Source organism: Acetobacter sp. AAB5, assembly GCF_050106715.1.
Lineage (GTDB): Bacteria > Pseudomonadota > Alphaproteobacteria > Acetobacterales > Acetobacteraceae > Acetobacter > Acetobacter oryzifermentans.
The window spans coordinates 63,201-84,032 of record NZ_JBNIEW010000011.1 but is presented as its reverse complement, the minus strand read 5'-3'; the positions used below and the strand labels follow the sequence as shown (position 1 = coordinate 84,032).

20 protein-coding genes are annotated in these 20,832 nt (G+C 52.1%); 1 reads left to right on the top strand and 19 read right to left on the bottom strand.

Going from position 1 to position 20,832, the window contains the following annotated elements; genetic code table 11:
• Positions 1-9: 9 nt before the first annotated feature.
• Positions 10-807 (bottom strand): IclR family transcriptional regulator, encoded by a 798-nt coding sequence (locus ACP7IZ_RS10935; RefSeq protein ID WP_426849174.1) that lies wholly within the window; start codon positions 805-807, stop codon positions 10-12.
• Positions 808-1,088: 281 nt separating this feature from the next.
• On the opposite strand from ACP7IZ_RS10935, the gene ACP7IZ_RS10930 reads away from it, so the two are divergent.
• Positions 1,089-1,571 (top strand): glutathione peroxidase, encoded by a 483-nt coding sequence (locus ACP7IZ_RS10930; RefSeq protein WP_426849172.1) that lies wholly within the window; start codon positions 1,089-1,091, stop codon positions 1,569-1,571.
• 2 nt (positions 1,572-1,573) lie between these two features.
• Here the strand turns inward: ACP7IZ_RS10930 and ACP7IZ_RS10925 are convergent, their stop codons facing one another.
• The 18 genes from ACP7IZ_RS10925 to ACP7IZ_RS10840 form a co-directional block, all read right to left on the bottom strand.
• A complete protein-coding gene (locus ACP7IZ_RS10925; RefSeq protein WP_426849170.1) occupies positions 1,574-2,296 on the bottom strand; it encodes an ABC transporter ATP-binding protein in 723 nt (240 codons plus the stop codon).
• Positions 2,289-3,536 carry a lipoprotein-releasing ABC transporter permease subunit gene (locus ACP7IZ_RS10920; protein WP_426849169.1) on the bottom strand — a complete coding sequence of 416 codons (1,248 nt, stop codon included), beginning with the start codon at positions 3,534-3,536 and terminating at the stop codon, positions 2,289-2,291. Before ACP7IZ_RS10920 ends, ACP7IZ_RS10925 begins: the two co-directional genes overlap by 8 nt.
• Before the next feature lie 5 nt (positions 3,537-3,541).
• Positions 3,542-4,858: a proline--tRNA ligase gene (gene proS / locus ACP7IZ_RS10915; protein WP_426849167.1), complete on the bottom strand. Its 1,317-nt coding sequence runs from the start codon at positions 4,856-4,858 to the stop codon at positions 3,542-3,544.
• A gap of 145 nt (positions 4,859-5,003) precedes the next feature.
• On the bottom strand, positions 5,004-6,647 hold the full coding sequence (locus ACP7IZ_RS10910) for a ribonuclease J (RefSeq protein ID WP_426849166.1): 1,644 nt from the start codon (positions 6,645-6,647) through the stop codon (positions 5,004-5,006).
• A gap of 9 nt (positions 6,648-6,656) precedes the next feature.
• Positions 6,657-7,466: a type III pantothenate kinase gene (locus tag ACP7IZ_RS10905; RefSeq protein WP_003625287.1), complete on the bottom strand. Its 810-nt coding sequence runs from the start codon at positions 7,464-7,466 to the stop codon at positions 6,657-6,659.
• 3 nt (positions 7,467-7,469) lie between these two features.
• The gene (locus ACP7IZ_RS10900) at positions 7,470-8,213 is read right to left on the bottom strand and encodes a biotin--[acetyl-CoA-carboxylase] ligase (RefSeq protein WP_426849165.1); all 744 of its coding nucleotides are present in this window, start codon (positions 8,211-8,213) and stop codon (positions 7,470-7,472) included.
• Positions 8,210-9,652, bottom strand: coding sequence for an NADH-quinone oxidoreductase subunit NuoN (gene nuoN / locus ACP7IZ_RS10895; RefSeq protein ID WP_426849164.1), 1,443 nt, complete (start codon positions 9,650-9,652; stop codon positions 8,210-8,212). The genes ACP7IZ_RS10900 and nuoN overlap by 4 nt, the downstream gene beginning before the upstream one ends.
• Before the next feature lie 72 nt (positions 9,653-9,724).
• Positions 9,725-11,665, bottom strand: a complete 1,941-nt coding sequence (gene nuoL / locus ACP7IZ_RS10890; RefSeq protein ID WP_426849163.1) for an NADH-quinone oxidoreductase subunit L — start codon at positions 11,663-11,665, stop codon at positions 9,725-9,727.
• A gap of 6 nt (positions 11,666-11,671) precedes the next feature.
• Positions 11,672-11,995 (bottom strand): NADH-quinone oxidoreductase subunit NuoK, encoded by a 324-nt coding sequence (gene nuoK, locus ACP7IZ_RS10885; protein WP_006116568.1) that lies wholly within the window; start codon positions 11,993-11,995, stop codon positions 11,672-11,674.
• On the bottom strand, positions 11,992-12,723 hold the full coding sequence (locus tag ACP7IZ_RS10880) for an NADH-quinone oxidoreductase subunit J (RefSeq protein WP_006116567.1): 732 nt from the start codon (positions 12,721-12,723) through the stop codon (positions 11,992-11,994). Before ACP7IZ_RS10880 ends, nuoK begins: the two co-directional genes overlap by 4 nt.
• Before the next feature lie 18 nt (positions 12,724-12,741).
• The gene (gene nuoI / locus ACP7IZ_RS10875) at positions 12,742-13,230 is read right to left on the bottom strand and encodes an NADH-quinone oxidoreductase subunit NuoI (protein WP_019088402.1); all 489 of its coding nucleotides are present in this window, start codon (positions 13,228-13,230) and stop codon (positions 12,742-12,744) included.
• Entirely contained in the window at positions 13,230-14,258 is a 1,029-nt protein-coding gene (gene nuoH, locus ACP7IZ_RS10870; protein ID WP_006116565.1) for an NADH-quinone oxidoreductase subunit NuoH, read from the bottom strand. The genes nuoI and nuoH overlap by 1 nt, the downstream gene beginning before the upstream one ends.
• A gap of 5 nt (positions 14,259-14,263) precedes the next feature.
• The gene (gene nuoG, locus ACP7IZ_RS10865; RefSeq protein ID WP_426849162.1) at positions 14,264-16,342 is read right to left on the bottom strand and encodes an NADH-quinone oxidoreductase subunit NuoG; all 2,079 of its coding nucleotides are present in this window, start codon (positions 16,340-16,342) and stop codon (positions 14,264-14,266) included.
• Positions 16,343-16,347: 5 nt separating this feature from the next.
• A complete protein-coding gene (nuoF, locus tag ACP7IZ_RS10860; protein ID WP_426849161.1) occupies positions 16,348-17,676 on the bottom strand; it encodes an NADH-quinone oxidoreductase subunit NuoF in 1,329 nt (442 codons plus the stop codon).
• A gap of 11 nt (positions 17,677-17,687) precedes the next feature.
• Positions 17,688-18,329 carry a complex I 24 kDa subunit family protein gene (locus ACP7IZ_RS10855; protein WP_426849159.1) on the bottom strand — a complete coding sequence of 214 codons (642 nt, stop codon included), beginning with the start codon at positions 18,327-18,329 and terminating at the stop codon, positions 17,688-17,690.
• Positions 18,326-19,606 carry an NADH-quinone oxidoreductase subunit D gene (locus ACP7IZ_RS10850; RefSeq protein ID WP_426849157.1) on the bottom strand — a complete coding sequence of 427 codons (1,281 nt, stop codon included), beginning with the start codon at positions 19,604-19,606 and terminating at the stop codon, positions 18,326-18,328. The genes ACP7IZ_RS10855 and ACP7IZ_RS10850 overlap by 4 nt, the downstream gene beginning before the upstream one ends.
• Positions 19,606-20,265 (bottom strand): NADH-quinone oxidoreductase subunit C, encoded by a 660-nt coding sequence (locus ACP7IZ_RS10845; protein WP_426849156.1) that lies wholly within the window; start codon positions 20,263-20,265, stop codon positions 19,606-19,608. The genes ACP7IZ_RS10850 and ACP7IZ_RS10845 overlap by 1 nt, the downstream gene beginning before the upstream one ends.
• Positions 20,258-20,818, bottom strand: coding sequence for a NuoB/complex I 20 kDa subunit family protein (locus ACP7IZ_RS10840; protein WP_006116559.1), 561 nt, complete (start codon positions 20,816-20,818; stop codon positions 20,258-20,260). Before ACP7IZ_RS10840 ends, ACP7IZ_RS10845 begins: the two co-directional genes overlap by 8 nt.
• Positions 20,819-20,832 lie beyond the last annotated feature (14 nt).

The following is a 20,832-nucleotide window of genomic DNA, read 5'->3' as shown; positions in this document are numbered from 1 at the left end:
ATGGAATCATCAGGAAAAATCCTGCCGTTCCCCACGATAACCCAGACGGATAGAAACAGCCTGCGCCAACCCCGCAGCCATATTGCCCAATTGTGCAACCGTGAAACGGCTCAATTCTGTTTGAGGCAGGCTGATGCCAATACCGGCTACAGCTTGCCCGGAATGATCTCTGACAGATGCGGCAAAGCACCACAGCCCTTCATGCACCTGCTCATCATCCACAGCGTATCCTCTGTCACGAATTTCTGCGATTTCACGCACTAATGTCGTTACAGAGCAAATGCCGTTAGGTGTAAGTGGTTCTGACCATGTGGAAACAGGGTTAAGGGCCAGCCATTCTCTGAAAGAGGTATCATCCATACCAGCCAGCATGGCATTACCTGTGGCCGTAAATATGGCAGGCAAGCGCATACCTACCCTAAAAGAGGCCCCCAGCACTGTAGCGCTATTGCGGCAGGCCACATACACAACCTCCGCCCCTTCCAGCATGGTCAGCGTAACTGTAAACGCATCCAGATCGGCACGATTCTCCAATACGTGGTAGAATTCTGTTACCAGATCCCGCTTTTCTGTTACATCTCCGGCCCAGTCCAGCAGGCGTGTTCCCAGCCTGTAGCCCTGAGATGCGTTTTTCTCCAGCAGCCCTAGCTCCACCATAACAGCCAGCAGGCCATGCACTGTGCTACGTGGCAAATCTAGCTGGCGCGCCACATCTGCGGCCAAGGGCGGCCTGATAGAAGCCTTCACCATATCAAGAATACGAACGGCCCGCCGTAATGCGGGAACCGTGTCCTGTGATTTGGGCATACTTTTTCTTATTTTCCTTGTTGACAGAGAGGTCCGATCTCTTCATTATTCCAAATACGGGATCAAGTTCAATATAATGAACAACAAAAATCAGAACTGATCTTGCCGCGCAGAAGACATAGTGGAAGCCTGAAAAACAAGAACCCGAAAACGGGCGGCAGGCTTCCACTTCTTCATACGCGCATTATACCGCAAATAAATGCACCAAAATCTCGCTCCCTTTTCCTTCCTGCGCTACAGATAAAGCCTTTCCTGCACCATAGCAGCAAAAGGGCACGAACTTGACCTGTATATATGATTTTAAACTTCCCGCCCTAAATGGAAGCACCCTTGATCTAAACGCTTATCGGGGGCAGCCTGTTCTGGTGGTAAACACCGCATCTAAATGCGGATTTACCCCACAATACGAGGGTTTGCAGGCTTTATGGACACAGTTCCAAAAAGCTGGGCTGGTTGTTGTTGGCGTGCCGAGCAATGATTTTGGCCAGCAGGAGCCCGGCACTTCGGAAGAGATTTCTTCCTTCTGCCAAATCAACTATGGGGTTACCTTCCCTATGGCGGCACGTAGCCCTGTAAAAGGGCCAGATGCTATTCCGCTCTTTAAATGGCTGGATAGTGAGCTTGGTTTTCTGGCACGACCACGGTGGAACTTTTTTAAGTATCTCACAAACCGCCAAGGCATGCCGGTTGCGTGGTTTAGTTGCCTGACCCCACCCACATCCGGGCGTGTCAGGCATGCTGTGGAAACGGCTCTAAAGTCCTAAAATCAGCCAGCAGAGGCAGGCAGTGGATCGCCGTTAAAATCGGCTGGGACCAGCCTGCCTTCCTGCATGGTCACAACCCTATCCATACGCGGGAGCAATTCACGATTATGGGTTGCTACCAAAACCGCCAGGCCCTTCTGGCGCACAACATCAAGCAGCTGAGAAAATACGCTGTCTGCCGTATGCACATCCAGATTGCCAGTGGGTTCGTCCGCCAACAAAAGTGCGGGGTCATTTGCCAAAGCGCGTGCAATGGCAACGCGCTGCTGTTCCCCCCCAGAAAGTTTGCCCGGTAAATGGTTTACGCGGTGGGCCAAGCCAAACATGCTCAAAAGCTCTTCCGCTTTACGGCGTGCCTGTGCCTTGCCTACACCAGCAATCATCTGCGGCAGAACCACGTTTTCCTTAGCAGTAAACTCACCCAGAAGATGGTGGAACTGATAGACAAAACCAATCCGGTCTCGGCGCATAGCCGTGCGTCCGGCATCTGCCATGCCGGTGGTAATCTGGCCCGCAATAACAATTTCACCGGCATCTGGCGTATCTAACAAACCAGCTAGATGCAACAGGGTGGATTTACCCGTGCCTGATGGTGCAACCAGCCCAACAATTTCACCGGCATGCAAAGAAAAATTGATATCCTGCAAAACTGGCAGAATACCCTCATCCCCACTTTGGTAAGCTTTGCGAACGTGCTTCAGGCTTAAAACTGGCTGATTATTCATGCCGCAAAGCCTCCACCGGGTCTGTTTTGGCGGCGCGCCAAGAAGGATAAAGCGTTGCCAGCAGGGAAAGCCCCAGCGCCATAACAATAACTTCTACCACCTGCCCCCACACCAGCTTTGCTGGCAGGTGCTCCAGATAATAAACTTCCGGGTTAAACAAGTTCGTGCCGGTGAGTTTTTGCAGAAGCTGGCGGATACGTTCAATATTCATGCAGAACACAACGCCAAGTGCGGTGCCTGCCACAGTACCCGTTACCCCTACAAAAGCGCCGCACATTAAAAAAATGCGCATAATGGCGCCACGGCTGGCCCCTATGGTGCGTAGCACAGCAATATCGGCTGTTTTATCCTTCACCATCATGATGAGGGAGGAAATAACATTAAAGGCCGCCACAAGGATAATAAGCGTGAGGATAAGGAACATCACATTCTGTTCCACCTGCACGGCTCCAAACAGGGCATTGTTGGCGTTTGTCCAATCCAGCACGCGTAGCCCTGGATCTCCTACCGCATTTTCAATGGCAAGGGTAACAGGGCGGACATGCTCTGCATCCTTGGTCATGACCTGAATTTGCGTGGCCTTGTTAGGCATCTGAAAGTAAATTTGCGCCGCGTGCATGGGCAAAAACACAACGCTGGAGTTATAGTCGTTCACCCCGGCATCAAAAATTGCCACCACGCGGTACCTGCGCACTCTCGGCACCGTGCCAAATGCTGTGGCAGCGCCATCTGGTGAAACAAGGGTAAGGCCCGAGCCAATGCCCAGCCCTGCCCGTTCCGCCATTGTAACGCCCACCACGATGGAATCATCCGGGCCAAAATCATCCAGCGAACCCGCAATAATGGAAGAGCTCACGGCTTTGAGATCTCGCAATCCCTGTGGTGTCAGACCATGCACCATGCCGCCAGAATTATAGGCACCTGCACTCAGCAGTGCCTGCCCTTCCACCAAAGGTGTGGCGCTTACCACACCCGGAACAGACCGAACCTTACGTGTGACATCTTCATACTGTGAGATTGTGCGGCCCTGCCCGTAAATGGTCAGATCCCCATTCAAGCCCAGAATACGCCCCATAAGGTCGGCCTGAAAACCGTTCATCACGGCCATAACAATAATCAGCGTTGCCACACCAAGGGCAATGCCAACCAACGAGAAAATGGCAATAACTGATACAAACCGTTCCCCTCGCCGCGCACGGAGGTAACGGCCTGCCACCGCCCGCTCAAAGGGTCCGAACATGCTGATCAGCCTGCCAGAACCAGAGCCAGCGCGTCATCCACACTGACTTCATGGCGTTCACCAGTGGCACGGCGCTTGAGTTCTACCTTGCCTTCCTTAGCGCCACGCGGGCCAACAACAATCTGCCACGGATGGCCCATAAGGTCTGCATCTGCAAACTTTACACCGGCACGTTCTGCACGATCATCATACAGAAAGGCTTCTTCATTCGTGCTGTAGATGCGCTCACAAATGGCATCACACAGTTCATCACCGTTTTTCAGGTTTAGAATAACAGCGCGGAAAGGAGCAACTGCATCCGGCCAGATAATGCCGTTATCATCGTGGCAGGCTTCAATAATGGCACCGGCAAGGCGGGAAACCCCAATACCGTAAGACCCCATTTCTGGGTAAAGCTGGTTTCCATCTGGACCACTCACGCTTACGTCCATAGAGCGCGTGTATTTATCTCCAAAATAGAAGATATGCCCAACTTCTACGCCGCGGCCTTCACGCCGGCGTTCTTCCGGCACGGCTTGCCATCCGGCCTCATCATGCATTTCATCCGTTGCGGCGTAAGGCGTTGTCACACGGTTAAAGAAGGCTTCCAGCGCGATGGAGCTGTTGGTATCAACAGGCTCATCCAGCCAATCCTGCTCTTCCAGTGCGGCATCGTAAAACACACCACTTTCCCCCGTGGGGGCCAGAATCAGGAACTCATGGCTCAGTTCACCACCAATCGGCCCGGTATCGGCCCGCATTGGCACAGCCCGCACCCCCAAACGCTGGAATGTGCGCAAATAAGCCAGCAACATACGGCGGTAGGTTGCAACGGCTGATCCGTAATCCAGGTCAAAGCTGTAAGCATCTTTCATCAGAAACTCACGGCCACGCATCACCCCAAAACGGGGGCGCATTTCATCACGGAATTTCCACTGGATATGATACAGAACCTGCGGCAGATCCTTATAAGACTTTACAGTCTGGCCAAACAGATCCGTAATCATTTCCTCATTGGTCGGTCCGTAAAGCAGTTCGCGCTTGTGACGATCCTGAATACGCAGCATTTCCGGGCCATAGGCATCATACCGGCCAGAACGTTTCCACAAATCGGCTGATTGTAAGGTTGGCATCAGCACTTCCTGCGCCCCTACCCGATCCTGCTCTTCCCGCACGATCTGGCTGATGTTGCGCAACACTTTCAGCCCTGCTGGCAGCCACGCATAAATGCCAGATGCCGTCTGGCGGATAAGCCCTGCCCGCAGCATAAGCCGGTGCGAGACAATCTGGGCTTCTGCCGGATTTTCTTTAAGAGTGGGAAGAAAGCTGCGCGAAAGACGCATGGTGCATTCAGCCTTGTAAAAAAAGCGACTTTTCCTGAACGAAAGCCGCTTTGGTGTAACCAATTCATATCTGCTGTAAAACAGTGAGGGGATAAAGAAAAGCCTGATACTCCGGCATTTTCTCTACCCCACCTTCTGCCGGGTATCAGACACGCAGCACGTGTACATCCACCAGCGGGCGTTTTTGCAGCTTGCGCCCCAATGCGCGCCGCAGGGCCGTTTTAGCGGCTTCACGGAAGGAAACATCATCCCCGCGCAGTTCATCCGGAATAATGTCCAGCGCGTTGGCGAATTCTTCACGCACACGCACGCTTTCCAGATCATCTGGATCAAGCAGGCCCGGTGCGCTCACCTTGGGCTCACCAATTACAAAGCCTTCTTCATCCACCGCAAAGCTGCCGATGACCATGCCGTTGAACAGCATCTTGCGGCGGGCAGCCAGCACCCCTCCGTTCATGGGCAGCAGGCGGTTGCCATCCAGCGCCAAACGGCCTGTAGGGGCTGTATCCACCACTTCCAGCTTACCCGGAAAAAGCCGCAGGATATCACCATCTTCCAGCAAAACCGGGGCAATACCCATTTCCTGCGCCAATGCAGCCTGCGCCGTAAGATGGCGCCACTCACCATGCACCGGCACCACATGTTGCGGCTTGAGCAGTTCGTACATTTTTTGCACATCGCCGCCCGTTGCATGGCCAGATACGTGCACAAAATGCTCACGGTCTGTAATCACCCGCACGCCACGGCGTGAAAGGTTATCCTGCACCGCCATAATCGCACGCTCGTTGCCCGGAATCATACGGCTGGAATAAATAACCGTATCCCCTTCGCCCAAAGCAATGTTGGGATGGGTATCCATGGCAATACGAGAAAGAGCAGAACGTGGCTCACCTTGGCTGCCTGTAATGATCAGCAGAATCTGATCATCTGGCACATCATTCACATCCTGTTCTGTCAGGAACGGCAGAACGCCAGACAGATAGCCGCAATCCCGCGCAGCCGTGTCCAGATTACGCAGGGAACGCCCAACCAAAACCACTGTACGCCCGGCAGCCTGCGCCGCCATGGCAATGGTTTCAACACGCGCCACGTTAGAAGCAAAGCACGTAACGGCAATACGCCCTTTAAGGCTTGCCACCAGTTCCGTCATGCTCCGGCGCACTTCGGATTCTGAGCGAGAAGGCCCCGGCTTCATTACATTGGTGCTATCACACACCAGCGCCAGAACACCTTCACGGCCAATTTCGGCCAGTCTGTCCAGATCTGTTGCGGGGCCTACCAGCGGGTCCGGATCAAACTTCCAGTCCCCCGTATGCACCACAATGCCGGAGGGTGTGCGCAGCACCATGGACTGCGCCTCAGGCACAGAATGCGTTACCGGCACGAATTCAATATCAAACGGCCCCACATCAAACCGCGCACCGGGCTGGATAACATGAATGGGCACATCCATAATACGGGCTTCGGCCAGCTTGCGGCGCAGAACAGCAGCAGCAAACGGTGTAAGATACACTGGGCACTGCAACATGGGCCACACATGCGCCACAGCGCCAATATGGTCTTCATGCGCATGGGTAATAACCAGGCCGGCCAGCTTATCCTTACGCTCTACAATAAAGCTTGGATCTGGCACCAGAATTTCGGCTTCTGGCGTATCGTTGCCACTAAAACCAATACCGCAATCTATCGCCAGCCACGTGTCTCCCAACCGATAAAGGTTGAGGTTCATGCCAATCTCACCCGTTCCGCCCAAAGGCAGAAAGGCCAGATCGCCGTTCTGTTCTGTCATTTCCGTGTTTTACCCTTCTGCAACATAATCTCGGTCCACTGTCAGTTTTGGCAAGGGGTTTCGCCCCGCCAGCAAACGCAACCCATTTAGGGTGAGCATTGAATCTACATGTTCAAAAACAGACGTACCTTCTGAGAAGAGTGGAGCCAGACCACCAGTTGCCAGCACCTTCATGGGGCCAACCTCCTTTCTGATCCTCTCAACAATCCCCTCAATCAAACCAACATAACCCCAAAACACGCCAGACCGCATAGCGGTGACCGTGTTGCGCCCAATGGCAGAATCCCCTACTGGCCGCCCTATTCCTATGCGGGGCAACCGCGCTGCTGCCTGATGTAACGCTTCAACCGACAAATTGATGCCAGGAGCAATAACACCACCGCAGTAGCTTCCATCCTTATCCACAACATCAAACGTTGTGGCCGTTCCAAAATCTATAACCGTAAGTGGTCCACCATACATATGGTGTGCAGCCAGACCATTCAACAGCCGATCCACCCCAACCTCATCCGGGTTATCCACCTTTATGGCAAACCCCCAATCCAGCCGGGCAGATGCAAGAAGCGGCTCAACAGCAAACCACTGCCGGCATAATGTACGCAAATGATACAACGCAGCGGGCACAACGGTGCCAATAACGGCACCATCAATATCATCCGCTACAATGCCTTGGGTGCGCAACAGCGCATTCAGCCAAACCGCATATTCATCCGATGTACGTTGGGCCTGCATGGTAATGCGCCACACACCACGCCATCTTTCACCATCATGCACCGCAAACACGACATTGGTGTTACCTGCATCAATAACAAGAAGCACCTTTTATACCCCTTCTTCCAGCAGGATATCTCCTGTCGTGATCGTTTTCATACCGGCTTCCGTGTCCAGCAGTAGGCGGCCATCCTCGGCCAAACCTGCAAATTTTCCCTGTTCATAAGTAGTTCGGCTGCTAACGACAAGAGGCGTCCCTACAGGATGCGCGCGATCAAGCCATGCCTGCCGCAATGCGCCAAAGCCATTTTGCCGCCAGACAGCGCACCAATCTGCCAAGCTAGAAAGGATACACTGGGCAACATCTTTTGCCGGTGGCACTGCGCCATACTGGGCAAGGCAAGCTGTAAAACGGCCCGTTTGCTGTTGAGATGGCGCCTGCGTGAGATTTGCCCCAAAACCTATAACAAGGCGCGCGCTTTCCCGCTCTATCAGGATACCGCCTGCTTTCTGGCCATCCAACAACAGATCATTCGGCCATTTTATCATGAGATGCCCTGCCACAGCAGGCACGGCGTGCAGCAACCCATCATAAAACGCCAAAGAGGCGGCAAACGGCCACCCCCCTAGCATATCCTGCCCTGCCTGTTGCGCATCCAGCAGAACGGATAAAGCAAGACTTTGCCCGGCATCTACCCATTGGCGGCCGCGGCTGCCGCGGCCTTGGGTTTGCCTGTAGGCTAAAACCGCAAGGCCAGAATCTGCCCCTTGCCGCGCCTGTTCCAGACAGAAATCAGAGGTGGAGCCCAGTTCTGCAAAGCATTCAAGCCGCCACGGGCTAGGCTGATCTTTCATCCGCCCAAAGCAAGTGCGGCCTGATGCGCCCATGCCATCAGAGGGCCCATGCCCGCAACAAACAAGGCTGTTGCCAAACCCATGCTGCCAGAAACAAACAGCAGGCTGGGGGCAGGACGATCCAGCACTTCTGCTGGGCTATCAAAATACATCACCTTCACAATCCGTAGATAATAATACGCACCAACTATGCTGGAGAGTGCGCCAATTACAACCAGTACGTAAAGGCCAGACTGCCAAGCCGCAGCAAAAACCAGAAATTTACCAAAGAAACCAGCCAAAGGGGGCGCACCCACCATGCTGAACATAAACAGTGCCAGAACAGCAGCCATTGCCGGATCTGTGCGCCCAAGGCCTGCCAGATCGGAAATGCTGACAACCTCACGCCCTTTCCGGCGCATTGCCGTAATGCAGGCAAACACACCTGCATTCATGACAAAATAAGCAGCCAGATAAATAAGCGTAGCCTGTATGCCAGCAAGAGATGCAGCCGCCAGCCCCATCATGGCGTATCCCATATGACCAATAGAGGAATATGCCATCAGGCGCTTGATATTACCTTGGGGAATAGCGGCAAAAGCCCCGTACACCATGGACAGCACGGAAACGGTTTCTATCAACATCTGCCAACGCGGAGCGACCGTGCCAAACGGCCCGGCCATAACGCGCAAGAACAATGCAAAAGCCGCAAACTTTGGAGCGCCTGCCATATAGGCTGTTACCGGAGTGGGCGCACCCTGATAGACATCTGGCGTCCACATATGAAACGGCACGGCAGACAGCTTGAAGCACAGGCCCGTAACAATAAAGACAATGCCGACAATCAGCCCCATTGGCAGAGCGCCAGAAGCCCGAATGGCCGCCACCAACCCTGTGTATTCCATAGTGCCTGCGTAACCATACACAAGCGAAATGCCATAGAGCAGCAAACCAGAAGCCAAAGACCCAAGCACAAAATATTTCAGCCCCGCCTCTGATGAAAGCACGCTATCCCGTTCCATCGCACACAAAATGTAAATGGACAGAGATGAGAGTTCCAACCCTACAAACAGTGTCATCAAATTGGCGGAGGATGCCATGATCATCGCGCCCAATGTTGAAAACAGCATCAGCACAGGGGTTTCAAACGGTAGGGTGGTTTTATCCCGCGTGCGGTAGCTGAATGTCAGCACCACAGCAGTCAGTGCGCCAGCAAGTATCAGCATCTTCATGAAACGGGCAAAGCCATCATTCACAAAGGTACCTGCATACCCTTCTCCTGTGGGTGAAAGCAGCACCAGAAATCCGCATACAGCAAACGCTGCAATGCTCAACATGGCGGAAGAGAAAAATCCCTCCCCTTTCCGCTGCAACACACCGGCTACCAGAATAACAATACCAGACAGCGCAAGCACAATTTCTGGCACGGCTATTGTCCAGTTAAAGCTGGTCATACTCATTGCACGACACCCCATAGCTGGGAGGAGAAAGATAAGGGAAAAACTGTTTCGCGCATCATGTTCGCTTCTCCCTCAGCCACATAGCGCCACGGTGAGCAGCACAACCAAGCCGGCCAGCACCGTAAACGCGTAAATGGCAATAGATCCGGTTTGCAGCTTTACAGCTTGGGCTGCGCTTGTACGCGCAGCCTGCACCATATCATGCGGCACAGCTTCCACCACGCCTTCTTCCCCATCTTTCCAGAGGACACGTGCGATTGCTGCATAGGGACGCACAAAAATGGCATCATACAATTCATCAAAATACCATTTGTTCAGCAAAAAGCGGTAAAGTGGCCCACAAGCCCGCGCCATATGAGTTGGCAAAGCGGGATTGAGCACATAACACAGCACAGCTAACGCAATACCAGCCAGACCTGCCAAAGAGGGCAGAATAGCAATAAGGCCCGGCACCCGCTCCAGATTTTCCATAATTGTGTTGTCTGGCGCGTTGAAAATAGCCCCTTCCCAGAAGCTGAACTGATGCGCTCCAATGTAAAATGGTGCCAACAGAATACCCGCCACAACAGCACCAAAAGCTAACAGCACCAAAGGTACGCTCATAACCGCTGGGCTTTCATGCGCCGCATCCCGCGCATGGGCATCTGCCGCCTGACCATGAAACACCAGAAAAATAAGCCGCCAGCTATAAAACGCTGTAAGAAATGCGGTGATTGTTCCCAAGCTCCACGCATACATGCTGGCAGACGAACCAGTGGCCCACAACGCATTGAGAATGGCATCCTTGGACCAATAGCCAGCAAACGGAAACACACCAGCAAGCGCCAAGCTGCCTATCCACATCACAGTGTAGGTGAGTGGCAACTTTTTCCATAAGCCGCCCATCTTAAACATGTTCTGTTCATCATGCATGGCATGGATAACGGAACCGGCCCCAAGAAATAGAAGCGCTTTAAAAAAGGCATGTGTTGTCAGATGAAAAACCGAAGCCTGATACGCACCCACACCTACAGCGGCAAACATATATCCAAGCTGCGAACAGGTGGAATACGCAATGGTGCGTTTGATATCTGGCTGCACCATACCCACCGTTGCAGCAAAAAAGCAGGTGGTTGCACCAATAAGAATAATGAATGTGCGTGTTGCAGGCGCAAACTCCAACAACGGAGACATACGCGCCATAAGAAACACACCGGCCGTAACCATTGTAGCCGCATGGATAAGAGCAGATACAGGTGTTGGCCCTTCCATCGCATCTGGCAACCATGTGTGCAGGAACAGCTGAGCCGATTTACCCATAGCCCCCACAAACAGCAACAGGCAGATAACCTCCAACATACGGAAGGAAATACCAAACAGCGTGTATGGTGTGTTTAGAACCTGCGGAACCTGCGCAAAAATGGCATCATACTGCACAGTGTGGAACAGCACATAAATCAGCCCAATACCGACAAGGAAAAACAGATCCGCCACACGGTTAACAACAAACGCCTTGATAGCTGCGGCTGTTGCAGATGGGCGATCATACCAGTACCCAATCAACAGATAACTGGCGAGCCCGACCCCTTCCCATCCGAAAAAAAGCTGGATCAGATCATTGGAAGAAACCAGCATGAGCATGGCAAAGGTAAAGAGGGAAAGATAAGAAAAAAACCTGTATGTGGGCATGCTTTCATGGCTCATGTAGCCAAGGCTGTAACAATGCACCAGCAAGGAAACCGCAAGCACCATCGCCACCATGGTGACAGATAGCGCATCAAACCTGAGCGTCCACGTTGCATCAAACCCACCGGCATGAACCCATTGCGCCAGATGCAGTGTGGAATGGCCAAAACCAGCCAGCCAGCCACCCCATAAGGCCCCGATGGCGCAAAGTGTTGCAATGCCCATACATAAAAGGGTTACGGCTTTGGCCAGCGTATCGCCCATAAAGCGGCCACCAAGCCCGGCTACAGTAGCCCCCACAAGAGGTGTAAGAACAGCGGCGGAAAAGAGGTTAAGATCGGGCTGCATAGCCAATCATCCCTTCATCATCGTCACGTCTTCGACCTGGATAGACCCACGGTTACGGAAATACACCGTGACAATGGCCAGACCGATGGCAGCTTCTGCTGCGGCAATTGTAAGCACGAACAGAACCATAACCTGCCCGGACAAATCTCCATGTGCGGAGGAAAACGCAACAAGATTGAGATTGGCCGAAAGCAGGATGAGTTCCATGGACATCAGCAGGATGATGACATTCTTTCGGTTTAGAAAAATACCGAACACACCCAAAACCAACAGTGCCGCGCTAACAAAAAGATAAGGCCCAATACCTATGGGAGCGATTGCGGATGTCATGGCCTGTTCTCCTCTGTTTCCGCCACAGCCTGATTTCCGGAACCATAGGAACCGGGAACCGCTGTTTCGTAATAGGAGCCTTTGGGCCGCAGGAAACCACCGCTTTCAAACACGTTTTCGCCAAGTGGCAGTTGTACAAGCTCCAGCGTTTCTTCAACTGTGCGTGCGTGTTGTTTATCTATATTCTGGCGACGGCCTGTAGCACGTTCACGCAGCGTAAGAACAATAGCGCCTATCATGGCAACAAGCAGCACAAGCCCACACGCCTGAAACAGAAAAACATAGTGTGTGTAAATCACAGTTCCCAAAGCTTCCGTATTGGTAAGCTGAGGGGCTGGATTAAGGGGCGCCACAATATTGGCTGGCGCCATCTTCCAGTTGCTGAAAGCCATAAGCAGTTCGGCAAATAAAACGCCCCCTACGCACACGCCTAAAGGGGCATGTTTTTGAAAACCTTCGCGCAGACTGCTGAAATCTATATCCAGCATCATCACAACAAACAGGAACAGAACAGCCACTGCCCCCACGTAAACAATAACCAGCAGCATGGCCAAAAACTCGGCCCCTGCCACCAGGAACAAACCCGCTGCATTAAAAAATGCAAGGATAAGAAAAAGCACGGAATGCACCGGGTTACGTGCGCTAATGACCATTACAGCCGAAAACAGCAGCACCGTTGCAAAAACGTAGAAAACAAGCTGTGCCATCATTGGCCAACCTCCTGCCATGTCATGGCCTGCATCTGCTTAGCGATACGGGGCATCTAATTCCAGACGCCGCGCAAGCAGCGCTTCCCACCTGTCTCCATTCGCTAAAAGCTTGTCTTTGTCGTACATCAGCTCTTCGCGCGTTTCGGTGGCAAATTCGTAGTTTGGGCCTTCAACAATGGCATCTACCGGGCAGGCTTCTTCGCACAGGCCGCAGTAGATGCACTTTGTCATGTCAATGTCGTAGCGTGTGGTGCGGCGAGATCCATCATCACGCTCTTCCGCCTCAATGGTAATGGCCTCTGCCGGGCATGTCGCTTCACAAAGTTTACAGGCAATGCAGCGTTCTTCCCCATTGGGATAACGGCGCAATGCATGCTCTCCCCTAAATCTGGGTGACAGTGGCCCTTTTTCATAAGGATAGTTTAATGTCACCTTTGGGCGGAACATCATACGGAAAGTGGATGACATGCCCCCCACCAGCTCCTTCAGTAGAAAAGAGCGCAGCGTGTTACCTAAAGCACCCATCAGTTCACACCTCCCATATGGGGCAGCAGACCTGTTGCCATAAGAAAACCTGCCGTTCCGATCATCCACAGAAGGGAAAGTGGCAGGAATACTTTCCAGCCTAGCCGCATAAGCTGATCGTACCGATACCGTGGGAACGTGGCACGCACCCAGATAAAGACGAACAGACAGAAAAGAATTTTAAAAATCAGCCATAAAGGCCCCGGCACCCATGTAAGCGGCGCAATACCCAATGGTGGCAGCCATCCCCCTAAAAACAGAATGCTGACCATAGAGGACATAAGGATCATATTTGCGTATTCACCCAGAAAGAACAGGCCAAACGCGAGGGATGAATATTCAACAAAAAACCCTGCCACCAACTCGCTTTCCCCTTCGGGAAGATCAAACGGGGCGCGGTTTGTTTCTGCCAATGCCGATATAAAAAACACAATAAACATTGGAAACATTGGCAAGCAGAACCAGACATGCCGTTGCGCCAGAACAATATCGTTCAGGTTTAGGCTACCCACTGCCAGCAATACGGAAACAATTACCAAGCCAATTGAAACTTCGTATGAAACCATTTGCGCGGCAGAACGTAATCCACCCAGAAAAGCGTATTTGGAATTAGACGCCCAGCCAGCAATAAGAATACCGTAAACACCCAATGAGGAAATAGCCAGAAGGTAGAGAATACCCACATTGATATTGGCAACAGCCAAACCATTACCTGTGGGAATAACTGCCCATGCCACCATGGCCAAAGAAAAGGTAAGAAACGGTGCAAACAGGAACAAAGCGCGGTTTGCGCCTGCCGGAATAATCGTTTCCTTTACAATCATCTTGATGGCATCAGCAAAAGCCTGAAGCAGGCCAAACGGACCATTTACATTCGGCCCGCGGCGGCGCTGCATGGCGGCCATTACCTTGCGTTCCATCAGTGTAAGATACGCAACAGCAATCAACAGCGGCACCAGAACAGCCAGTGTTTCCAGCAACATCAGAATAATCTGGCCAGCAAGGGTGTGATAAAAAAACTGTCCCATTGGCCTTACTCCGCTGCTATCGCGCGAGGCACGCTATAAACTTTTGAACATTCCGCCATAGTCGGGCTGGCGCGGCTGATGGCGTTGGTCTGATAATAATCTGGGATCACAGACCTGAATGGTGCGGACATAAAGCTTCTGTCCTCATCCTTTTTCTGTTGTGCGGCTGTTGGCTGAGGTGCATGCAGCTTTGTGATATGCCCAACATGCGCAAACACAGGGTTTACGTCTGCCATGCGTGCACGCAATTCTTCCACCGTATTATATGCCAAAGTATGCCCGCACACTTCTGAAAAAGCTCTGATAATACGCCAATCTTCTCGCGCATCTCCCGGAGCGAACACACCCCGAAAAGCACGTTGCACACGCCCGGCAGTATTAACGTATGTGCCAGATTTTTCCGTATAAGCTGCCCCAGGCAGAATAATATCTGCCCGCTTAGCAGCTGCATCACCATGATGCCCCTGATACACAACAAACGTTTCTGGCGAGATACGATCTACAGGAAGTTCGTCTGCACCCATCAGCCACAGAACTTCTACCCCACCCCGCAGCATGCTGGCGGTAGCACATCCATGTGGGCCGGGCACAAACCCGATATCCAATGCTCCCACGCGGGATGCTGCGGTGTGCAGAACGTTAAAACCATTCCACCCTTCTGCAACAACACCAGTTTTTTCTGCCAATTGTTTACAAGCAGCATAAATAGCCGGTGCATCCTGACGGGTTAAAGCACCGTGCCCAAGGATGATCATGGGGCGGGATGCTTTTTGCAAAACTTCTGCAAAAGCCTGCTCTCCTGCCACCAGCTTATCCAGAACATCTGGGCCATCAGCCAGAATATCAACCTGATATGTGGGATCAGAAACAAACTGACCGATACTGGCTATAGGAAAGCCACCTCGCCCTGCATCCAAATACCGCTTACGAATACGGGCATTTAAAACAGGAGCCTCTCGCCGTGGTTCCACCCCCACCAACAGCAGGGCGTCTGCCTCATCTATTCCGGCAATATCGCTGTTAAACAGGTAATTTGCGCGCGCGCTCAAATCATACCATGCACCATCCTGCCGACAGTCCAAGTTTGATGAACCAAGATTATTCAAAAAATCCTTAAGAGCACACAGGCTTTCTATATCGCACAGGTCACCCGCAATGGCACCGATTTTTTCACCCGGCACGCCCTCCAGCCTGCGAGCTAGAGAAACAAATGCCTCCTGCCATGTGGCGGGGTGCAACTTGCCATGCACACGTACCCAAGGCTGATCCAGCCGCCGACGCTTGAGACCATCAATTGAAAAACGTCCTTTATCAGAAAGCCATTCTTCGTTTACTTCATCATTCACGCGCGGCACAATGCGCATGACTTCACCGCCACGGGCCTGAATTTGGATATTCGTGCCCAGCGCATCCATAACATCAATGCTGTCTGTTTTTTTGTATTCCCACGAACGCGCATGAAAAGCCGATGGCTTGGCTGTAAGAGCCCCTACTGGGCAAACATCTATTAAATTTCCAGAAAGTTCAGATGTCAGCGCTTTTTGCACATATGTGGTAATTTCAGCGTTTTCACCGCGTGAAACCATACCCAGCTCAGGCGTGCCTGCTACTTCTGTACTAAAGCGGACACAACGCGTGCACTGGATGCAGCGCGTCATAACCGTTTTAACCAATGGCCCAAGATCTTTATCTGTTACGGCCCGCTTATCTTCCTGATAGCGCGAAATACCAGATCCGTACCCATAAGCCTGATCTTGTAGATCACATTCTCCGCCCTGATCGCAAATAGGGCAATCCAGCGGATGGTTAATCAGCAGAAATTCCATAACAGCACGGCGTGCGCGGCGCACAACCTCTGTATCTGTAAAAATCTGCATCCCTTCAGAAATAGGAAAACCGCAAGATGCAACAGGTTTAGGCGCGCGCGCCACTTCTACCAGACACATCCGGCAGTTACCGGCAACAGAGAGCCGTTCATGATAACAAAAACGCGGTATTTCTTTTCCGGCTGCCTCGCAGGCCTGCAAAGCACTAAAACCTGCGGGCACATCTACCGGTGTACCGTCAACAATGACCTTCACCATTATTCTTACTCCGCCGCCACTGGCACACCGCCCGCAGGCACCTGCACCAAGCCCGTACCGCCATGCGCAACCTTGTACTGCCGGATACGTGCTTCCATTTCTGGCCGGAAATGCCGGATCAGCCCTTGAATAGGCCATGCAGCTGCATCACCCAGCGCACAAATAGTGTGGCCTTCCACCTGCTTGGTCACTTGCTCTAGCAGATCAATTTCTTCTATTTCGGCTTTGCCCTGCACCATGCGGTTCATCATACGCATCATCCATCCAGTGCCTTCTCGGCAGGGTGTGCATTGGCCGCAGCTTTCATGCTTAAAGAACTTTGAAAAACGCGCGATGGCTTCAATAATATCTGTGGATTTATCCATCACGATCATACATGCCGTGCCCAAACCAGAACGTTCTGCGCGCAAACTATCGTAATCCATCAACACAGTTTCACAGATGGATTTAGGCAGCACGGGAACAGAACAACCACCGGGAATAACGGCCAGCAGGTTATCCCACCCACCGCGCACGCCACCACCATGCTTTTCAATAATCTCTTTAAGGGGAACACCCAGTTCTTCTTCAAACACACAGGGCGTATTCACATGGCCAGAAATAGCCATAAGTTTTGTGCCTGCATTATTGGGCCGGCCCAAGCCAGAAAACCAAGTTGCCCCACGGCGCATAATGGTAGATGTAACGGCTATGCTTTCCACATTATTCACTGTTGTCGGGCAACCATATAACCCCGCCCCAGCTGGGAATGGAGGCTTCATGCGGGGCTGGCCCTTTTTACCTTCCAGGCTTTCCAGCAGAGCTGTTTCTTCTCCGCAGATATATGCGCCGGCGCCACGGTGAATGCGGAAATCAAAATCCCACCCACTACCCGCAGCATTTTTTCCGAGAAGCCCTGCCTCATAAGCTTCATCTATCGCTGCCTGAAGGCGCTCAGCTTCTCTGCAAAACTCGCCACGGATATAAATGTAGGAAGCATGCGCACCCATAGCGAAAGAGGCTATCATTGCGCTCTCTATCAACTTGTGTGGCTCATGCCGCATAACTTCCCGATCTTTACACGTGCCGGGTTCTGACTCATCCCCATTGATGACGAGATAATGCGGGCGGCCATCAGACTTTTTGGGCATGAATGACCACTTCAACCCGGTGGGAAAGCCAGCCCCTCCACGGCCACGCAGGCCAGATGCCTTCATTTCCGCAACGACTGCATCCCGCCCTTTTGCGATAATGGCTGCGGTATTATCCCAATCGCCTCGTTTCCGGGCTGCTGGCAAACGCCAATCATCCTGACCATAAAGATTGGTGAAGATACGGTCTTTATCCTGAAGCATGGCCGTTTCTCCTATTTCTGATCCGGGGATGATGCAGACGTTTCCAGAAGGGTTTTTCTGCCGCCTTCCGGTGCTGAGCACATACGGTTGATAGCCGGACCGGCTTCTGGGTGACGGCCTGCACGCAAATCTGCAATTAATGCTTCTGTGCGTGGACCATCCATATCCTCGTAGTAATCATCATCAACTTGCAGAATAGGTGCATTGGCACAGGCACCCAGACATTCCACTTCGGTTAAGGTAAACAAGCCATCATCGCTGGTTTCACCAAAATGATGGATCCCTGTTGCTTTACGGCAAGCCTCTGTTACCGCATCCGAGCCACGTAGCCAGCACGGTGTGGTTGTGCAGACCTGAAGATGGTAGCGGCCAATCGGCTTTGTGTTGAACATGGTGTAAAAAGACGCCACCTCATACACGCGTATTGGTGCCATCTCTAACCTGCGGGCAATATCATCCATTGCCACAAGCGGTATCCATGCACTACCGGTTACGCGGCCCATCTGGCGCTGCGCAATATACAAAAGAGGCATAACCGCACTGGCTTTGCGTTCTTCTGGATATTTTTTAAGAACATTTACAATTTCTGCTTCAGATTCATCATCAAAAGCAAAGCTGTCCGGCTGTTTTGCCGGGGCCCAGGCGGCGTTCATCGATCAACCTCTCCGAACACAAGATCAAGCGATCCGATAATGGCCACCATGTCCGCCAACATACCGCGGCGGGACAATTCATCGATGGCCTGAAGGTGAGCAAATCCTGTTGGGCGAATTTTGCAGCGATACGGCCGGTTACTTCCATCGGCAACCAAATACACCCCAAACTCTCCTTTAGGACTTTCTACCGCTGTATAGGTTGCGCCGGGGGGAACGTGATACCCTTCGCTAAACAACTTGAAGTGATGAATAAGCGCTTCCATAGAACGCTTCATTTCTGCACGAGGCGGCGGGCTGAACTTGGGGTCCTGCACCTTTACGTCTCCAGGGCGTATCTGGGTCAGACATTGCTCAATAATCTTGACGCTTTCTCGCATTTCCGCAACACGCACCAGATAGCGATCATAACAATCACCCTGCCGCGCAACCGGCACATTGAATTCAACCTTGTGGTAATTGTCATAGGGCTGATTACGGCGCAGATCCCACGGCACACCAGAAGCACGTAAACATGGGCCACTAAAACCCCAAGCCAACGCCTGCTCTGTTGTAAAAACGCCAATACCTACTGTGCGTTGTTTCCAAATACGGTTTTCAGTGAGCAGACCTTCGAGTTCATCAATCCATTTTGGAAACTCTTTGGCCCATGCGCCTATTTTATCTTCCAACCCAGCAGGAACATCACGTGCGACACCACCCGGACGGAAATAATTGGCATGAAACCGCGCACCAGATGCGGCCTCGTAAAACTCCAGAAGTTTTTCCCGTTCTTCATATCCCCACAAAGCCGGTGTCACGGCCCCGCAATCCAACCCCATAGCTGTAAGATTGAGAATATGATTTAGAACGCGCGTTATTTCCGCAAACATAACGCGCAGCCACTTGGCGCGTTCTGGAATATCAATACCCAGAAGTTTTTCCGTAGCCAGAGCAAAAGCCTGCTCCTCACACATCGGAGAAACGTAATCCAGCCGATCAAAATACGGCAAAGCTTTCTGGTAGGTTTTGTATTCTATGAGTTTTTCTGTTCCACGATGCAAAAGGCCGATATGGGGCACGGCACGCGCCACTACCTCGCCTTCCATTTCCAGAACCAAGCGCAACACACCATGCGCAGATGGATGCTGAGGCCCGAAATTGAGTGCGTGAGAATCAATTTCCACAATCTTACATGGTTCTTCTTCCGCCACTTTTTCGGGCACAAGGCTTTCTGGAACATCTTGATGCAGCACAGTATCTGCTGCTTCAACAAAGCTATTTTTCAATTCAGTCATCAGCCGGACCTCTTCATGCCCTGTCTGACTTCATGCGCTTTTTCGTCTCCCGGCAAAGTCAGCATGCCTTCCCATGGGGAAACAAAATCAAAATCACGAAAATCCTGTGTTAAAGAAACAGGTTCTTTCACAACTTGCCTGCGTTCCACATCGTAACGGACCTGTTCATAACCCGTTAATGGGAAGTCTTTACGCAGTGGATGCCCTTCAAACCCATTATCTGTAAGGATACGCCGCATATCGGGCTGATCGGAAAAGACCACCCCAAACAGATCGTAGCATTCACGCTCCCACCATGTGGCACAGGGCCACAAATGGTGCACAGAAGGTACGGGCATAATTTCATCTGTTTGCACAATCACCCGAATACGATGGTTATGTGTGACAGACAGCAGATTATAAACAACATCAAACCGCTGCGGCCGTTCGGGAAAATCTACCCCACACAAATCCATCAACTGTTCAAAGCGATATGATGGATGATCCCTCAGCAATTCGAGAAAATGCAATAAGTGATCGCGTTCTATACGAACAACCAACTCACCTTTTTCTACTGCCGCATAGGATACGGAAGGCAAGGTTGCCATAAAGGTAAAGGCCATGGCAGATAGCCGCCCCTCAAGGCGACCTTGCCGAGGATTTACAGGAAGTTCAGCCACGAAGAATGGTCCCCGTCCGACGTATTTTTTTCTGAAGCAGCATAATGCCGTAAATCAAAGCCTCTGCCGTTGGTGGGCAGCCCGGCACATACACATCTACAGGCACGATGCGGTCACACCCCCGCACAACAGAATACGAATAGTGATAATAGCCGCCCCCATTAGCGCAGGAGCCCATGGAGATAACCCAGCGTGGTTCGGCCATCTGCTCGTACAATCGGCGCAGCACGGGGGCCATTTTGTTGGTAAGCGTGCCAGCCACAATCATAACATCTGACTGACGCGGAGACCCGCGCGGGATAATGCCCATGCGGTCCAGATCATACCGCGGCATGTAAGCGTGGATCATTTCCACCGCGCAGCAAGCAAGCCCAAAGGACATAGGCCACAAACTGCCTGTTCGCCCCCAGTTTACCAACTTATCCAAATTGGCAACAACAAAGCCTTTTTCGGCCAGAACCCCTGTAATGCCCCGCACAACAGCATCTTGCTCTGGGCCGGGCGGAAGCGCTTCGCGGTTCCATAGCACCGCATCCTGCTGGTTGGCTGTCATGGCTGTATCTCCCT

Excerpts from the sequence above, each read along its gene's own strand:
- ACP7IZ_RS10935 (WP_426849174.1), bottom strand. The coding sequence starts at position 807 with ATGCCCAAATCACAGGACACGGTTCCCGCATTACGGCGGGCCGTTCGT.
- ACP7IZ_RS10925 (WP_426849170.1), bottom strand. The coding sequence starts at position 2,296 with ATGAATAATCAGCCAGTTTTAAGCCTGAAGCACGTTCGCAAAGCTTAC.
- ACP7IZ_RS10920 (WP_426849169.1), bottom strand. The coding sequence starts at position 3,536 with ATGTTCGGACCCTTTGAGCGGGCGGTGGCAGGCCGTTACCTCCGTGCG.
- proS (WP_426849167.1), bottom strand. The coding sequence starts at position 4,858 with ATGCGTCTTTCGCGCAGCTTTCTTCCCACTCTTAAAGAAAATCCGGCA.
- ACP7IZ_RS10910 (WP_426849166.1), bottom strand. The coding sequence starts at position 6,647 with ATGACAGAACAGAACGGCGATCTGGCCTTTCTGCCTTTGGGCGGAACG.
- ACP7IZ_RS10900 (WP_426849165.1), bottom strand. The coding sequence starts at position 8,213 with ATGAAAGATCAGCCTAGCCCGTGGCGGCTTGAATGCTTTGCAGAACTG.
- nuoN (WP_426849164.1), bottom strand. The coding sequence starts at position 9,652 with ATGAGTATGACCAGCTTTAACTGGACAATAGCCGTGCCAGAAATTGTG.
- nuoL (WP_426849163.1), bottom strand. The coding sequence starts at position 11,665 with ATGCAGCCCGATCTTAACCTCTTTTCCGCCGCTGTTCTTACACCTCTT.
- nuoK (WP_006116568.1), bottom strand. The coding sequence starts at position 11,995 with ATGACATCCGCAATCGCTCCCATAGGTATTGGGCCTTATCTTTTTGTT.
- ACP7IZ_RS10880 (WP_006116567.1), bottom strand. The coding sequence starts at position 12,723 with ATGGCAGGAGGTTGGCCAATGATGGCACAGCTTGTTTTCTACGTTTTT.
- nuoI (WP_019088402.1), bottom strand. The coding sequence starts at position 13,230 with ATGGGTGCTTTAGGTAACACGCTGCGCTCTTTTCTACTGAAGGAGCTG.
- nuoH (WP_006116565.1), bottom strand. The coding sequence starts at position 14,258 with ATGGGACAGTTTTTTTATCACACCCTTGCTGGCCAGATTATTCTGATG.
- nuoG (WP_426849162.1), bottom strand. The coding sequence starts at position 16,342 with ATGGTGAAGGTCATTGTTGACGGTACACCGGTAGATGTGCCCGCAGGT.
- nuoF (WP_426849161.1), bottom strand. The coding sequence starts at position 17,676 with ATGCTTCAGGATAAAGACCGTATCTTCACCAATCTTTATGGTCAGGAT.
- ACP7IZ_RS10855 (WP_426849159.1), bottom strand. The coding sequence starts at position 18,329 with ATGAACGCCGCCTGGGCCCCGGCAAAACAGCCGGACAGCTTTGCTTTT.
- ACP7IZ_RS10850 (WP_426849157.1), bottom strand. The coding sequence starts at position 19,606 with ATGACTGAATTGAAAAATAGCTTTGTTGAAGCAGCAGATACTGTGCTG.
- ACP7IZ_RS10840 (WP_006116559.1), bottom strand. The coding sequence starts at position 20,818 with ATGACAGCCAACCAGCAGGATGCGGTGCTATGGAACCGCGAAGCGCTT.